Source organism: Lysinibacillus sp. NPDC093190, assembly GCF_050280425.1.
In the GTDB taxonomy this organism is placed as follows: Bacteria; Bacillota; Bacilli; order Bacillales_A; family Planococcaceae; genus Lysinibacillus.
This window is the reverse complement of the sequence record NZ_JBNNVG010000007.1, coordinates 1-16,551: the sequence shown is the minus strand read 5'-3', so window position 1 is coordinate 16,551 and position 16,551 is coordinate 1. Positions and strand designations below refer to the sequence as shown.

The window sequence follows — 16,551 nt, the reverse complement described above, 5'->3', positions numbered from 1 at the left end:
AGTACCAAGTTGTCTGATCCGCCATTCTCCTTCTATTACTTGCACCGTAATCAATTTAGAAAGGAATGATGTATACCTCTTTTATAACGTAGTTCATTGCTGAAGACCGCACAGCAATGAGCATTTTACACACAACTAAATATAAATATGAAGTAAGTAGGGAAGAAGTAACTGCAATATCCACTGAAATAAAAGAGCGCCAAGAACGTTGTGCTCTTGGCGCATCTACTCATTTTTAAAAATCGAGTTTCATTAAATCACGAAGTTCGTCATCTTCTAACTCAGTTAACCACTTGCTTGATTGAATTAGTTCTTCCGATAATGCAGATTTCTGGGCTAGCATTTTATCGATTTTTTCTTCGATAGTACCAATTGTAACAAACTTATGCACCTGCACAAATTGTGTTTGACCAATTCGATATGCACGGTCTGTCGCTTGATTTTCAACGGCAGGATTCCACCAGCGATCTGCGTGTAATACATGATTTGCAGCTGTTAAATTGAGCCCTGTTCCACCTGCTTTTAAGGAAAGGATAAATATTGGGAAATCTCCTGCCTGAAAAGCCTCTACTAAGCGGTCACGCTGCTGCTTAGGCATTGCACCTGTTAAGAACGGTGCATCAATATTATATAGTTCACTAAAACAATGCTGTAGTAATTGTCCCATTCCAATATATTGTGTGAAAATGAGGCACTGCTCGCCGTTGTCCACAATTTCTGTAGCCATTTGCACGATACTTTCTAATTTCGTAGAACGAGTTAGCATTGATTCGGCATCCTCGAAAGGTTCTTTTAAATACAAGGCAGGATGATTACATAATTGCTTTAACTTACTAAGCATCTTTAAGACGCGTCCCTTTTTCTGAAAGCCTGTTAATTGCTCCAGCTGATCGAGTGTCTCTAATATATATCCTTCATATAGAGATGCTTGCTCAGTTGTTAATGGGCAATACTCATGAGACTCTTGTTTATCTGGTAAGTTAAGCTGTAAGTGTGGGTCACGTTTTGTACGGCGAAGTAAAAACGGTTGTATTTTTGCACGTAGCTTCTGTTTATGTGACTCAGACTCATCTCGTTCTATCGGTAAAATAAATTCTTCATTAAATCGACCGAAGCTACCTAAATAGCCTTTATGGATAAAATCAAAAATTGCCCATAGCTCCGATAAACGGTTTTCCACAGGTGTACCTGTCAAAGCAATATGATGAGCACCCTGTAATTTACGAATAGCTCTTGATTGTAGCGTTTGCATATTTTTAATATTTTGGGCTTCATCTAGTACAACTGCTGCCCATTCTACTTCCTGTAAAAACTCAGCATCCTGTGATACCGTGCCATAGGTAGATAAAATCACATGTGGTTTTTCTCTTTCTACTAGCTGTTTAAAAGCATCCTCTTTTGCTCGATTCGCCTGATAATGCGTATGCACAGTCAAGGAAGGAGCAAAACGAGCTAGTTCCTTTTGCCAGTTGCCGAGCACGGACGTAGGGCAAATAATGATAGATGGCTTTGTATCCCTAATTGTGTCATTAAGATGTAGCAAATATGAAATAAGCTGAACCGTTTTACCAAGACCCATATCATCGGCTAGACACGCACCAAAGCCTTGTTCGCGCATGAAGACAAGCCATTCAAAGCCCTCATGCTGATAAGGACGTAATTCAGCCTGCAAAGATGTAGGGACTGGTACTGTTGGAAGTCCTTTTTTCTCCTGAAGCTGATCCATATAGGATTTAAGCGATTTTTGCAATTCAAATGCAAAAATTGGATCATCTCGCATTGCATCATCGGCATCCTCTTCTTCAAGAGGTAAGGATAAATCCTCTGGCAGCTCACGAAATAGCAATTCACGAACAGTCCAGCTTTCATCTGCTGCTTGCTGCATCAATGCACGCATTTCTTGCATCCAGTTTGCATCGACTCGAAACCATTCAGTACCAATACGAATGAATTCGCGTTTTTCATCCACAAGCTTTTTAAATTGCTCAGGTGAAATGGACTGTCCATTCATAGAAAATTGCCATTTGAACGTTAAAATATCGTCTAGTCCAGCAACCTTCTTTGTCGCTACATTGCCAGTACTTACACGAACACGCATTTTTGATTGTTTTAAATCCTTTAGCCAAGCCGGTAATACAACGTCAAAGCCAAGTGCCTGTAATCTTGCTAAATCCTCACGTAAAAATGTTCGAACTTGTAAATCCTCGAGCATAATACGGATGAAAATATCGCTACGTAAATCTTCAACAGCAAGAAGATCTACAATTTGTCCTTGTTGTTGTTCAATAGCATCAGCATACATTTGCCACTTTGTCGGCAGAGCTTCAGCAATTGGTAGTGACTGCTTTCGCATAGCAGGCGTCCAGTAGTTTTTAGTTGTAGCCGTGCTAAGTACTGTTTCTAAAAGCCAAACATCTGAATCTTCCTCAGGCTCACTTAAGCGTAGGGAGACAGTAACTGCACCTGCCTGTCGTTCCTGCTCTAATGGCCAGCCACCACGCAAGAAAAATGGCATTAGCTTTGGTAAATCAGATAATACAAGACCTGCTTGAGCTAGTTTTTGCTGCACTGCCGTTTCTAATAAACCTGTATCTTCACCGTCTATAGGGAATGTTAGCGCGGAAAAATCATCTGCAATATTTGCGTATGACCAGAGCGAGGATTCCTGCCAATACGTTTGTAAAGCAGACGCTTTTTCTAGCCATACCTGACTTTCTGCGTTAGCACCTTGCCATGCAATAAAAGGATGCGAATAGCGCTGTGAAAAAATATCAAGGAGCTCAGAGGTTGAAACTTCAATCGTAAGTTCTGAACGATTGGTTAATAAACCATAGACATTCGCTTCATAGTTAAAAAATAATGAAGAAATGAGTGAGTCTACATCCATTGCTGCACCATCAGCAGTAAATCCCTGTAACGTAAAATATCCTTCCTGTCCTGCATTAATACGAAGCTGTTGTTTTTTTGAAAACGGGGAAGGAGCATTTATAGTCATCATACTAAGTTTCCTTTCTCAATTTCTTCCTGTAATGCACGAAGTCGTTTATACTCTGCACGGATTGTTTGCATATATGTTTCAAAATAAGCAGTTTTACCAGCACGCTTTGCCGCACTGCGCATACTTTTCCAGATTCGTACAGCCTGCTTATAGTTCATACGTGATTTTTGTGTAATTTCAGCCATGGCATATAGATGATATAAGGGCAATACTGTTGCAGGCGCAACCTGAAGCACATCTTTCAATCCACACATTTCTAAATAAGAAAGGGAGGAGAGATTTAACTGGTGGAGGGCTGCCCATTCACGATAACGTCCTTTTTTAATAAGAAAGAACGAAAACGGTTGAAGTCCATAAACACCAAATGCACTATATAATGTAGCTTCCTGTTCCTCCGTTAGCTGTATGTCTTCGTATAAAAGCTGAAATTGCCTTACGTATTGAGCACGTTTTACAACTGGCACAGTTTGCTGTAAAAAGACTTCGGTAAATGGTAGCATCGCACGTAAAATAATTGACTGCGCATGTGATTCGCCAGCACGTTTTGCAAAAGTAGCCAGTTCAAATAGATCCTGCATATGTTGTACATCAATATGTGCAATGCTTTCCTGTAATAAACTTTCTTTTTGTAGCAGCACATAAAATAGCAGTTTTAATGACTGCAAGGAAATCTCAGGTGAAGGATTCTCAAGCTTATTTATCAGTGCCAATTCTTGTTCACGACGCGGCTTTTCATAAAAAAGCACTGCCCAAAGCAACATATAAATTTGTAGTCGATCAGCAAATAATCCTTGTCGTTCCAATAAAAACTTTCTGACTAATTCCTGAATCGCATCATAAAATGGATCAGTAGCAAAAAGACGTGATCGACCCGTTAGTTCCGTCAATATACTCTCGAATGATTGAACACTTTGATCAATAAAATATTTCATATAAGGAGAATCCAATGAATGTCCTTTTGTTGCATTTAAATGACGCCATATTGTATTAAAGATGGATAGCTCCATGAAAAGCTTATAAAGTGGCTGCCACTCGCGCTCGAAGGGCACATGGCGTTGAAGTCGCTCCAATGCATCTGTCCGTATTGCAGAAAGGCCATACCCTTCCAGAATACGCCCAGGTGGCAATAAACGTTTCATTACTTCATCGACCATCAATTTCCAGCTTTCTGGACTTCGTTCATCTGCTAATGATTTTAATTGCACTGATTTTTGAGCACGCCAAGCACTTGACCAATTTTGCACCGAATCAAAATACTGATAGAGGGCAAGCAATGCGCCAACCTGATGTCTACACCATTTCAGCTGAGGACAATTACAGCTCAACTCCTCTTTGGCAAAATCAATTTCGACAGAAGCAGGTCTGACATCCTGTACGCTTGCATATAATGTAGAACTCGCTCCATTAAAACGTTCAAAGACAACTGATTTGTTCCGCACTGAAAAAACAGCACGACGCACTAGCTCTTCGTCTTCAATAGAGGAAGGATGTAACGCCTGTTCAGCTTCATTTACTTTGGCAAGGATAAATTCTTGATGTTCCTTAGCTAATTGGGCAATAGACAATGCCATAACCTCACTCCTTTCATAATGTATAGCTAGTGGGCATTTAAGCATGAAGGAAAAAAGACTGTCCTTCCATTATACGATTAAAATGCGTACATGATAAGCTGAATGATTTAAAAGAAAAAAATCAAGGAGAAGATAGTTAACAAGATAATTGATATGTGTTAAAATCTGAATAATCAGATAAATAAGGAGGGATGAAGGATGATGCAAGTTCAATATATGAAGCCATTTTACACAAAAATCACTGGAGACAAACTACGTCTCGTGTTTGCTTATCAATATTTCTCTATTTTAAAAGAGAATGAGATTTTCCATTTCATTCCCATCGAAGGTAAAGAGATGATTATCAACTTGAATACACAGCAAATCGAAAATATATCCGAGGTATTTGTTTTCCAGAAAGGGAATCGATTTATCCGACTGCCATTATATCAATTATTATTAATTACCAATGTTCATGAGCATCTAACACCGATTCTTGAAAGCGCTACTCCAAAACCGCAGTTACCACTTGTTTCTTCAGTGACTGTTGGCGAAGTAGATCAGCTCATTGCAGAATTGGAGCAGCAGAACATTGATTATTTAATCGACCAGGCATTACTAGATAATAATAAAGTTCTCTTTTTTGAACTGCTACAACAAAAGAACCATCAACTCGGAGGATTCGAAAATTGAATACACGGCATTGCAATTAAGCACCTACTTTTCATATGTGAAAAGCGGTGCTTTTATATATTATTGGGTCTAAAGTTTAAATTATGAAAATGAATTAAAAATCATTACTGTATAGAACATACTAAATTAGAATACATTACCAAAATGAACTTAAAAGAATTTAACATAGACCGATATAAATAACAATAGGGGTGGTGAAATGATGCTTGGAAAATGGTCAGCAACGGGGTTGTCAATTTTAAATAATATGAATAGACATTACGATGCAATGAGCAAGGCAATGCTTCGAATTTCTTCAGGCTACCGCATCAATAGTGCTGCGGATGATCCAGCAGGACTTGCGATTTCAGAAAAAATGCGTGCGCAAATTCGCGGTTTGAACATGGCAGCGAAAAATATTCAAGACGGTATTTCACTCGTTCAAACAGCTGAGGGTGCACTAAATGAAGTACACGATATGATTCAGCGCATGCGCGAGCTCGCGGTCCAGGCGAGCAATGATACTTTAACAGATAGTGATCGTGAGAATCTCGATATGGAATTTCAGGAATTAAAAAAAGAAATTCAACGCATCTCGAAAGACACTGAATTTAATACAAAGACATTACTAAATGGGGATTATACTACAAACGGTATTAAAATTCAGGCAGGTGCCAACTCCGGTCAAAGCATCGAGCTGTTCATAAACGATATGGGCGCTGGGGCACTTGGCTTAGACGACACGACATCCATTGCAACTCGTGATAGTGCCAATAAAGCGATTTCCACAATGGACGATGCTTTAAAGCACGTATCAAACGAGCGCTCAAGATTAGGTGCCTACCAAAATCGCCTAGAGCACGCTTACAATGCGAACGTAAACACAGCAGAAAATCTACAAGATGCCGAATCCCGCATTCGCGATGCAGATATCGCAAAGGAAATGATGAATATGGTAAAAGCCCAAATACTAATGCAAGCAAGTCAATATGTACTAGCAATGCACATGCAGCAAGCACAATCAATTCTACAATTACTCGAAAGCGGAACAACAAGGAATCCCCGATATTAAAGGTGATTCCTTTTTTAGTTGGGTTAAATCGTTGATAAAAAGCGAGGACCGCCGATAAAAGTGAGACAATCGCTGATAAGAGAGTGAACATCGCCGATAAAAGTGAAACAATCGCTGATAAGAAAGTGAACATCGCTGATAAAAGTGAGACAATCGCCGATAAGAGAGTGAACATCGCTGATAAAGAAGAGAACATCGTTGATAAAAGTGATGCAATCGCCGATAAAAAGTGAACACTGCTGATAGACATGCTATAATCGCTGAAAGGATCCTAAACTAGCTGATAAACCTATTAAAATTTATATAGAAAAGGAGAGAATTAATTGATCATAAAACCCTTCGCACCATCTCCATTGACAAAAGGACTCCAAGCGCTTGTGACTCGGTTACACCCCACGCACCCACAATATCAAAATCTTCAGCAGGAACTTAAAAATAAAGAAGCGGGCGATTTTGGTGAGCAATATGTTATGAAGGAACTACAGCAAATAGCACTGCTCAATGATTGCTACATTTTCCACAATGTAATACTTCCCTCTGTTCTTCCCATGCAAATTGATATTTTACTCATTGTCCCCAACGCTATTATTCTATTAGAAATTAAAAATATTCGAGGAACTGTACATTTTAAAAATGACCCACGTCAGCTCATTCGCACTTCGGAATCTGGAGAGGTTCACGTTTTTACGCATCCTGAAATTCAGCTTGAACAGTATATTCAAGGGATGAAGCATTTCTTAGAAGCCCAACGTGTATCTATACCGATTTATGGAGCGGTTGTTTTTCCATTTAATAATGTAAACATTCATAGAGAAGACGGACAATTGCCGATTTTAATGGCAAAAGAGCTGCCGATATTTCTTCATAAACATTTAGAGAAAAGCAAAGAGACGGCAACAATGGCAGAAATCAAAAGCATTATTTTGTCACATTTGCGGAACAAAATGCCATTTCCGCTTTGCCAATACTATAAAATTGACGTCTCTGCTTTGCGGCGGGGTGTTTATTGTGAGGACTGTGGTCAGTTTGGGATGGAGAAATTGAAAATAGGTTGGCATTGCCAGAAGTGTCAACATCGGTGTCGCGATGCTCATATTCAGGCGTTAAAAGATTATTATATGCTTGTTGGCGAAACGATAACGAATCGTGAATGTCGCGATTTTTTGATGATTGATAGCGAGCATGTAACAAAACGTATATTACAAAAATTACAATTACCACGAAGCGGATCTAACAAATACTCAAGTTACAAATTGTCTGGTTTATAGATGAATCGCTGATAAACTCCTGAACATCGCTGATAGAACCAGCATAATCGCTGATAAACCCCTGAAAATCGCTAATAAAACTAACATAATCGCTGATAAAACTCAAAAAAACGCTGATAAACGCGCCCAAACCGCCACTAACCAACAAAACTTTTGCAAATCGGACACAGAAAACAGCTTCAAAATAACAAATTGATTCACACTTTCACTTGAAAGATGTATACTATAATGCAGAACAAAATGCACCACGCATTTCATAAAACATATAATATAACTACTCGTTTTTGAAACGGAAGGAAGAATAGAGAATGACTAAATCAATTTGTGTCGTTGGACTTGGCTACATCGGTTTACCAACGGCTGTAATGTTTGCCAACCACGGCATAAAAGTACATGGGGTGGACGTAAACCCAGCGGCAGTAAAAAGTATTCAAGAGAAAAAGCTTCATATTGAAGAAAATGGATTACAGGAGCGCCTGAACAAAGCAGTTGATGAAGGTTTCTTAACGGCGTCAACGACACCACAGGAAGCAGACGTATTCATCGTGGCAGTTCCGTCGCCAATTAATCCTGATAATACAGCGAATTTAGAATATGTACGTCAAGCTACGGCTTCTATCGTGCCATTCTTGAAAAAAGGTGACCTTGTCATTCTGGAATCGACAGTACCACCGAAAACTGTAGAGCACATTATGCTACCAGAGTTAATCAAAGCAAATCTTGAATTTGGTATCGATTTATTTGTTGCACATTCACCAGAGCGTGTTATTCCTGGTCGTATTTTTGAAGAGTTAGTGAACAACGACCGTATCGTTGGTGGGATTGATGACAAGTCTGCACAAATGACAAAAGAGCTTTATCAAACATTTGTGAATGGCACAATCCACCTAACAGATGCAACTACAGCTGAGTTAGTAAAAGTAATGGAAAACACATACCGTGATGTAAACATTGCGTTTGCCAATGAGCTTGCAAAATTAGCAGAGAAGCTTGACGTAAACATTTGGGAAGCCATTAAATTTGCGAACTATCACCCACGTGTAAATGTTCACTTCCCAGGTCCTGGTGTAGGTGGTCACTGTATCGCGGTTGACCCTTGGTTCTTAGTTGAGCTAGGTGGCGAGACAGCACAAATTATTCACCTATCTCGTAATACAAATGATAGTATGCCGAGCTTCACAGCACAAAAAACACAATCCATCTTAAATCAAAACAAAATTGCTGGTGGCAAAGTAGCTGTTCTTGGACTAGCCTTCAAAGGTAACGTAGATGACATGCGCGAAAGTCCATCTACAATCGTTATTGACGAGTTACAAAATCTTGGATTAGAAGTTATTTCATACGATCCACACATTAAAGAAAACAAACATGCTACACAAACACAAAGCTTAGAAGAAGCTACAAAAGATGCAGATATCATCGTTGTTCTAACGGATCATAATGAATTCAAAGCATTAGAAGCTGCAGAAATTACAGTGAAATCAAAAATCGTCTTCGATACGAAAAACTGCTTAAAACGTGATAATTGGGAAGAAGCAGGCTTCCAGTTCCACCTTTTAGGAGATGCGAAAAACCGATGAAAGAAACAGTACTTGGCATCAATGTCAATACGGAAGGCTACGATGAATTAATGGAGATGGCATTCGAGCGTATTGAAACAAAACAAAAGGCGCTCGTTGTTGCCATCAATCCAGAAAAGATTATCAAGGCAAAAGAAGACCCTGCTCTAAAGAAGCTGCTTAACGAGGCGGAATTTCAAATTCCAGATGGCATTGGGGTTATTCTTGCTTCCAAAATTCAAAAAGGGCAAATTCGTGAACGTGTTACAGGCGTCGATATGATGATGAAGCTTTGCGAGGAAGCGGCAAAACGTGGCAAGCCTATTTTCCTTTACGGAGGGAAACCAGGTGTTGCAGATGCGGCAAAAGCAAAGCTAGAATCATTATTTCCTTCTATTAAAATAGTCGGCATACAGGACGGCTATGAAAAGGACGAACAGAAGGTACTTGACCGCATTAATGAAGCACAGCCCGATCTACTTTTTGTAGCAATGGGCAGCCCAAAACAAGAAAACTGGATTAATGCAAATCGCGATCAATTGCATCCAACCATTTATCAAGGCGTGGGTGGATCATTCGATGTGCTTGCAGGTACAGTTAAACGTGCACCAGAGATTTTCCAAAAATTTGGTCTTGAATGGTTTTATCGATTAATGAAAGAACCTAAGCGTATCAAGCGTCAAATCGCTCTTCCATTATTTTTATTGGAAGTGGCAAGGCAGAAACGTCAATAATTTTAAAAATTGGTATTGTCGTTTTATATTGAAAGTGTTAGACTGTAGGTGTATAGGAATTTCCTCTATGAAATAAATAGAATTCCCTGCAAGGAAACAACGGTTGGTAGCCCAAGCGAAAAAAGCTCAAGCATTTATATGCTTGAGCTTTTTTCGTATATAAAAATATGATTCTGCACTTAAAAACATAGATGCACTGTCCAAAGATCCCACAGTACATTCACCGGAATATCTTCAAATATTACGCCCCTTACAATTTCCATAGAACCAAAAAGAATTACCAATTTTTATATCAGCCTAAATGGGAATGGAATATATAATTGTTTAATACTGTAAAAAAATGATTGTTTAAGGTGATGTTGCCAAATTATTGTTGGAAAAGATGTGTAATATCACTTGAAAAATCATTTAAAATAGATGACAATGGTAAAAGAGAGTTGTATGCCCATGTTTTTCCGGAAATGAATTAGAAACTTTCCCAAAATATGATTGACAACTTTTAGGGATACAACTATACTTTTATGTGTAGTTGTTTATTTACTGCATTTCTATGGATTTGTAGTAGAGACATATTTTATGAACTTAGAGGAGGAAATTTTTCTATGGCTAACCAACCAAAGAAATACAAAAAATTCGTAGCAACAGCTGCTACAGCTACATTAGTAGCATCTGCAATCGTACCAGTTGCTTCTGCAGCAGGATTCACAGATGTCAAAGGTAATTCTCATGAAGAAGCAATCAACGCTCTTGCTGATGCAGGTATCATCAATGGATACGCTGACGGCACATTCAAACCAAACCAAGATGTAAACCGTGGTCAAGTAGTTAAATTATTAGGCCGTTGGTTAGAGTCTGAAGGTTATGAAGCTCCAGCTGACTGGGATACAAAACAACGTTTCAACGATCTTCCATTAACAGCTGAAAAAGAATTAGTAAAATATGCTGCACTTGCTAAAGATGCAGGCGTATTCGCTGGTTCAAACGGCAACTTAAACTTCACACAAAATATGCAACGTCAACAAATGGCAGTTGTTTTAGTTCGTGCTATCAACGAAATCTATGAATTAGATCTAGTAAAAGAGTACAAAGCTGCTAAATTCAAAAGCGAAATCGCTGACTTAGACAAAGCTTTCTCTGCTGAACAACGTGAAGCAATCACAGCTTTAGAGTATGCTGAGTTAACAAATGCTGCTAGCCTACCAGGTAAAGCATTCAACCCAACTAATTCTATCACTCGCGGTCAATTCGCTTCATTCTTATACCGTACAATCAACCTTGAGTTACCAAATGAAGCAAAAGCTTCTGTAAAAGCTATCAACAGCACAACTGTTGAAGTAACATTTGACCAAGAAGTTGACAACGTACAAGCTCTTAAATTCGAAATCAAAGATTTAGAAGTTAAGAACGCAGCTGTAAAACAAACTAACAAAAAAGTTGTTGTTTTAACTACTGCACCTCAAACAGCTGACAAAGAGTACACTGTATCTCTTGGCGGCGAAGAAATCGGTAAATTCAAAGGTGTTACAGCTGTAGTACCAACTAAAATTGATATCGTTTCTAAATCTGAACAAGGTAAACTTGGTCAACAAGTAACAGTTAAAGCAAAAGTTACTGTCGCTGAAGGTCAATCTAAAGCAGGTATTCCAGTAACTTTCAACGTTCCTGGTAACAACAACGATGCTGTTAACCCAACACTTACTGGTGAAGCAGTTACTAATGATGAAGGTATTGCAACTTACTCTTACACTCGTTATGCTGCAAAAACTGACACTGTAACTGCTTATGCAACTGGTGATCGTTCTAAATTCTCTATCGGTTACGTATTCTGGGGAGTTGACACAATCCTTACAGTAAAAGATGTAAATGAAGGTTCTGCTGTTAACAATGGAGCTAATAAAACTTATAAAGTTGCATTTAAAAATGCTGTAACTGGTAAAGCTGAAGCTAATAAAACATTCAACGTTTCTGTACTTGAAAACATTGATGTTACAGCTGATAAGTTACAAAATGTAACTGTGAACGGTACTCCTGTAGCTCAATTAAGTAACGGTACTGTAGTTAAAGCAGCACAAATTACTACTGATGGAAATGGTGAAGCAACATTTACAGTATCAGGTACAAACGCTGAAGTAACACCGGTAGTTTACGAAGCAACAGCTATTTATGATGCAAATAATAAAGTAACTTCTTATTCTTCAAAATACGATGCATCAGCATTACAAGCATCAGCTGCAAAAGTAAAATTTGGTGCACTTCAAGCTGAATACACTATCGACCTTAAACGTGATGGTGGAGAAGTAGCTGCTATCGGAGATACAAACGGTGGTCGTAAATATAACATCGTTGTAAAAGATAAAGATGGTAAAGTTGCTAAGAATGAAATTGTAAACGTTGCATTTAATGAAGATATCGATGGTGTAATTGCTACAAATACAAAAGCTAAATTCATTAAAGTAGATGCTGATGGTAACCAATCATTCTACGGTGACGCTGTTGATAAAGACGGCAACAAAGCTAAGCAAATTGCTGTAAAAACAAATGATAAAGGTGAAGCTTCATTTGTAATCGGAAGCAGTGATGTTAATGACTATGCTACTCCAGTTGCATGGATTGATATCAATACATCAAATGCAGCAGATGGAAAATTAGATAAAGGTGAACCAACAGCTGTTGGAGCAATTGCATATTTCCAAGAGCAATACCTTGATGGTGCAAAAATAACTTCTTATGATGCTACTAATAAAAAAGTAGATAAATTCAAAGATAAAGAAGAAGCAACATTCAAACCATCTTTAACAAACCAAAGTGGTAAAACGTATAACGCAACTGCTGTTACATTCACATCAGTAACTTATACTGTTACAAACACTGGTGCAAATGACATTGAGGTACAAGATATTGCAGACGGAAAATGGAAAGTAGTTTCTCCAAACCGTAACTTCACAACGTCAACAACAACAACATCAACAACAACTGATTTGAAAGTACGTTCAGTAGACGGAAAAACTACATCTGTAAAAGTATTAGCTACAGGTAATGCTAAATACACTGAAAGAAATTCAACTACAGAAAAAACGTATGCATTTACTTCTAAAGAAGCAACTGCTGCATTCACGAAAACAAGTGAAGTTGGAAACACTTATACTGGTATTGTAAAATCAATCAATACAGATAAAGAAGAACTTGTAATTAATGATAAAGAAGCAGTTAAATATGATGGTGAATCTGGTAAAACTTACGTATACAAAGGTTTAGGTGGAGCAACAATTAGTGATGCTGATGCATTCATCGACATCATTAAGAATGCTGAAGTTACTGTAACTCGCACTGTAGACGGTAACACAGTAACATTCACTATTGTTAACATTAATAATAATGGTACTAAACCTGTAGATACTGCAGCAGCAGAAAAAGCAGAAGCTGTAAAAGCTTTAGCTGATGCAATTAAAGCAGAAGAAACTGCTGCCCTAAAAGAAGCAGACTACACTGCAGCTTCTTGGACAGTATATTCTGATGCATTAAAAGCAGCAAAAGCTGTAGACGTAACTAAAGCTTCAACTACAGATATTAAAAAAGCAACTGATGCGTTAGCTAATGCTAAAAAAGCATTAAAACCATCTGCAGCATCAGAAGTAGAAAAAGCAGAAGCAAAAACAGCTTTAGCTGATGCAATTAAAGCTGTTAAACCAGAAGATTATAAATCTCCTGCAGCTGCAAAAGCATTTGTAAAAGCTGCAACTGATGTATTAGACAACCCAGCTTCTACAAAAGCTGATTATGAAAAAGCAAAAACTGAATTAGCAGCTAATCTTGGAACATTAGACAAAGTAGCAGTACTTGTTGATGCAGTTGCTCCAACAGCTACAGCTACAGTAGATGCTGCTGGTACACTTGTTACAGTTACATTCTCTTCAAACGTAACAATTGAAGATGGTCAAACAATTACTGTTGACGGTAAAGCAGGTACTGTTGCTAAAGTAGACACTGCAGCTACTGGTACAACAATTACATTTGCAGATGTTCCAACAGCTGATGGTACAGGAACAATTACTGTTAAAACTCCAGCAAATGCTACTACAAAAGAAGGTAATTTCACATATGATGTGGAGTTTGTTGCAGCAACTAAAGAGTGGACAGTAACTCTTAAATAAAACTAAACGAAACGTTACTTTATAAACTAGCTTGCTAGTGAAATAAGTAGATGATGGCCCCGTAGATATAACTTTAATTAGTTTGACTCTATGGGGTCTTTTCTAACTATCGTATTTGTATTCATCAGGGAAGTTCTGATGCGTGGGAAACAGTTCCGTTTGCTCACGAGCCTAATCCTCCTGCATCCAATGCGAGTGTCTATCCGCTCAAAGGGGTGAAGTCAGGTGAAGTCGTACTCAAGGAATTGAGGCGGGGTTCTTTAAAAAATGGCTATGGCTAGGACGACGAATCCATGTAGGCTGTATGTGTCGATTATGCGTGCGTAAATTGCTAGGGGTTCATGCATAATTCTTTCATTTACAATAATGAGGAGATCATCTGCATAATTTAGGAACTGTTAAACAGATGATGTGCATACTGTATAGTGGGAGCCTAAGGTCATTAAAAAAAGGGAACAAGACGATGGAACGTTTGAAGTCTTTTCGGAAGAGGTTCGATAGAAAACCTATGAAGCCGAAATAGATGGCAGCGGGTTCATAGTAGTGTGGATTGCTAGCCACTTGGACTTGTATGGTAACATATGAGAAGGATAAAACTAGCAGGAGCGAAGGAACCCAGTCAGTAGTAGTTTTATAAGAAACTTATTTCCCAAAAGATTTGTTTCTTTCCATATGATATTTTCCAGAGGCAATCATGTATGTGATTGCCTCTTTTTTTTGGGTGCGCCCGGCATGCGCATGAACTATAGGGTGCAAGTCCCGAACCTCGAAGACAGAAGTAGAGGTTAGCCAAGAGCAAGGGTGTCCGTGGCGACGCGGAATCTGAAGGAAGCTGGAGGCAAAACACCGGTCCGAGGAACACGAATCTCATATAAGGCTAGGTATGATTGGATGAGTGTGCCTAACAACACAAAGTCCTTTCTGTCGAAGGTCATATCGAGTAAATGAGGCGGATAGATGGTGTGAAAGTGCATACGCTTACCCGGGGAGGTCTGATGGAAACGTGAAGTACCCTTCATAAACTACTTGGTGACAAGTAGCTGAACCATCAGAAGTCAGCAGAGGTCATAGTACGATTGGGTCTAGAACTAATCGGAAGGGCTGAACAACTAAGAGAGAATAGCCCTTGGCATTCCATCTTGAATGAATAAACACAGAAAACAGAGAAACCTCACGCTTAGAAAGTAATGGTGAAGTCCATGAGGGTATTTGCGGAGGGTGTAGTTCAGGTGGGCATAAGAAGACAAGCTATTCACGGAAAGGAACGAAATGGTGATGTTGAATCAAATTCTAGCACGTCCGAATATGATACAAGCATTAAAGCGAGTGGAAGCGAATAAAGGAAGCCATGGAGTAGACATGATGCCCGTACAAACCTTACGTCAGCACATCCTCGAAAACTGGGAATCCATTAAAGCGCAAATTCTAGCGGGAACCTATGAACCGCAACCAGTACGTCGTGTCGAAATCCCGAAACCAGACGGTGGTGTGCGACTATTAGGAATCCCAACCGTGACAGACCGTTTGATTCAACAAGCCATATCGCAGATATTATCAATGGAATATGACCGAACTTTTTCGGACAACAGTTATGGATTCCGTCCTAATCGAAGTGCTCATGACGCAGTCCGAAAAGCGAAGGATTATATGAAGGAAGGATATCGATGGGTTGTGGATATGGATTTAGAGAAATTCTTTGATAAGGTCAACCACGACCGATTAATGGCAACATTAGCGAAAAGAATTCACGATAAATCACTATTAAAACTTATCCGCAAATTTCTCCAATCTGGTGTCATGATAAATGGAGTTGTTTCAAGTACAGGAGAGGGAACGCCGCAAGGTGGACCATTAAGTCCACTTCTTTCTAATATCGTGCTAGATGAGCTAGATAAAGAATTAGAGAAACGTGGTCATAAATTCGTTCGCTACGCAGACGACTGCAATATCTATGTAAAGAGCAAACGTGCAGGAGAGCGTACAATAGCAAGCGTACAGCGATTCGTCGAAGGAACATTACGCTTGAAAGTGAATGAGTCCAAATCAGCGGTAGACCGACCATGGAATCGAAAATTCTTGGGGTTTAGTTTTTCACACCATAAAGAACCAAAAGTTCGAGTGGCGAAAACAAGCCTCCAACGAATGAAGAAGAAAATACGAGAAATTACCTCTAGAAAGATGCCATTTCCAATGGAATACCGTATCAAGAAATTAAACCAATATCTAATTGGATGGTGTGGATATTTTGCGCTGCAGATACACCTTCAATATTCAACAAACTAGACAGTTGGATTAAAAGAAGGTTGCGAATGTGTCTTTGGAATAATTGGAAGAAACCTCGAACCAGAGTCAGAAACCTTATTCGTTTAAAAGTTCCATACGGAAAGGCATACGAATGGGGAAATACCCGAAAAGGGTACTGGCGCATTTCAAATAGCCCCATATTACACAAAACCCTCGGCAATTCCTATTGGGAAAGCCAAGGGCTGAAAAGTCTGCAAGTTCGTTACGAAACTTTGCGTTATTCATCTTAATTGAACCGCCGTA

Annotated in this window: 10 protein-coding genes and 1 pseudogene; 9 read left to right on the top strand and 2 right to left on the bottom strand. The window is 39.0% G+C overall.

Annotated elements, in window-relative coordinates; translation table 11 throughout:
- The first annotated feature begins 116 nt into the window (after nucleotides 1–116).
- Nucleotides 117–239: a hypothetical protein gene (locus ACQKOF_RS07625; RefSeq protein WP_427555139.1), complete on the top strand. Its 123-nt coding sequence runs from the start codon at nucleotides 117–119 to the stop codon at nucleotides 237–239.
- Here the strand turns inward: ACQKOF_RS07625 and ACQKOF_RS07620 are convergent.
- The gene (locus ACQKOF_RS07620; RefSeq protein WP_427555137.1) at nucleotides 236–2,998 is read right to left on the bottom strand and encodes a DEAD/DEAH box helicase; all 2,763 of its coding nucleotides are present in this window, start codon (nucleotides 2,996–2,998) and stop codon (nucleotides 236–238) included. The two genes, ACQKOF_RS07625 and ACQKOF_RS07620, sit on opposite strands and share 4 nt — an antisense overlap.
- Nucleotides 2,995–4,569 carry a hypothetical protein gene (locus ACQKOF_RS07615; protein WP_427555135.1) on the bottom strand — a complete coding sequence of 525 codons (1,575 nt, stop codon included), beginning with the start codon at nucleotides 4,567–4,569 and terminating at the stop codon, nucleotides 2,995–2,997. The genes ACQKOF_RS07620 and ACQKOF_RS07615 overlap by 4 nt, the downstream gene beginning before the upstream one ends.
- Nucleotides 4,570–4,767: 198 nt before the next feature.
- Between ACQKOF_RS07615 and ACQKOF_RS07610 the strand changes: the two genes are divergently transcribed.
- The 8 genes and pseudogenes from ACQKOF_RS07610 to ltrA all read left to right on the top strand — a co-directional run bounded on the left by ACQKOF_RS07610 (nucleotide 4,768) and on the right by ltrA (nucleotide 16,538).
- The gene (locus ACQKOF_RS07610) at nucleotides 4,768–5,241 is read left to right on the top strand and encodes a transcriptional regulator (RefSeq protein ID WP_427555133.1); all 474 of its coding nucleotides are present in this window, start codon (nucleotides 4,768–4,770) and stop codon (nucleotides 5,239–5,241) included.
- Between the two features lie 202 nt (nucleotides 5,242–5,443).
- Nucleotides 5,444–6,292, top strand: a complete 849-nt coding sequence (locus ACQKOF_RS07605; RefSeq protein ID WP_427555400.1) for a flagellin — start codon at nucleotides 5,444–5,446, stop codon at nucleotides 6,290–6,292.
- 83 nt (nucleotides 6,293–6,375) lie between these two features.
- Nucleotides 6,376–6,525, top strand: coding sequence for a hypothetical protein (locus ACQKOF_RS07600; RefSeq protein WP_427555131.1), 150 nt, complete (start codon nucleotides 6,376–6,378; stop codon nucleotides 6,523–6,525).
- Nucleotides 6,526–6,615: 90 nt separating this feature from the next.
- The gene (locus ACQKOF_RS07595; protein ID WP_427555129.1) at nucleotides 6,616–7,560 is read left to right on the top strand and encodes a nuclease-related domain-containing protein; all 945 of its coding nucleotides are present in this window, start codon (nucleotides 6,616–6,618) and stop codon (nucleotides 7,558–7,560) included.
- A gap of 308 nt (nucleotides 7,561–7,868) precedes the next feature.
- Nucleotides 7,869–9,140, top strand: coding sequence for a nucleotide sugar dehydrogenase (locus ACQKOF_RS07590; RefSeq protein WP_427555127.1), 1,272 nt, complete (start codon nucleotides 7,869–7,871; stop codon nucleotides 9,138–9,140).
- Nucleotides 9,137–9,853 carry a WecB/TagA/CpsF family glycosyltransferase gene (locus ACQKOF_RS07585; RefSeq protein ID WP_427555125.1) on the top strand — a complete coding sequence of 239 codons (717 nt, stop codon included), beginning with the start codon at nucleotides 9,137–9,139 and terminating at the stop codon, nucleotides 9,851–9,853. The genes ACQKOF_RS07590 and ACQKOF_RS07585 overlap by 4 nt, the downstream gene beginning before the upstream one ends.
- Before the next feature lie 602 nt (nucleotides 9,854–10,455).
- Nucleotides 10,456–14,004, top strand: coding sequence for an S-layer homology domain-containing protein (locus ACQKOF_RS07580; protein ID WP_427555123.1), 3,549 nt, complete (start codon nucleotides 10,456–10,458; stop codon nucleotides 14,002–14,004).
- 1,272 nt (nucleotides 14,005–15,276) lie between these two features.
- A pseudogene (ltrA, locus tag ACQKOF_RS07575) lies at nucleotides 15,277–16,538 on the top strand (group II intron reverse transcriptase/maturase).
- The last annotated feature ends 13 nt before the right edge of the window (nucleotides 16,539–16,551 follow it).

What these genes read in the sequence shown, in the direction of transcription:
- ACQKOF_RS07625 (WP_427555139.1), top strand. Translation starts at nt 117, where the DNA reads ATGAGCATTTTACACACAACTAAATATAAATATGAAGTAAGTAGGGAA.
- ACQKOF_RS07620 (WP_427555137.1), bottom strand. Translation starts at nt 2,998, where the DNA reads ATGATGACTATAAATGCTCCTTCCCCGTTTTCAAAAAAACAACAGCTT.
- ACQKOF_RS07615 (WP_427555135.1), bottom strand. Translation starts at nt 4,569, where the DNA reads ATGGCATTGTCTATTGCCCAATTAGCTAAGGAACATCAAGAATTTATC.
- ACQKOF_RS07610 (WP_427555133.1), top strand. Translation starts at nt 4,768, where the DNA reads ATGATGCAAGTTCAATATATGAAGCCATTTTACACAAAAATCACTGGA.
- ACQKOF_RS07605 (WP_427555400.1), top strand. Translation starts at nt 5,444, where the DNA reads ATGCTTGGAAAATGGTCAGCAACGGGGTTGTCAATTTTAAATAATATG.
- ACQKOF_RS07590 (WP_427555127.1), top strand. Translation starts at nt 7,869, where the DNA reads ATGACTAAATCAATTTGTGTCGTTGGACTTGGCTACATCGGTTTACCA.
- ACQKOF_RS07585 (WP_427555125.1), top strand. Translation starts at nt 9,137, where the DNA reads ATGAAAGAAACAGTACTTGGCATCAATGTCAATACGGAAGGCTACGAT.
- ACQKOF_RS07580 (WP_427555123.1), top strand. Translation starts at nt 10,456, where the DNA reads ATGGCTAACCAACCAAAGAAATACAAAAAATTCGTAGCAACAGCTGCT.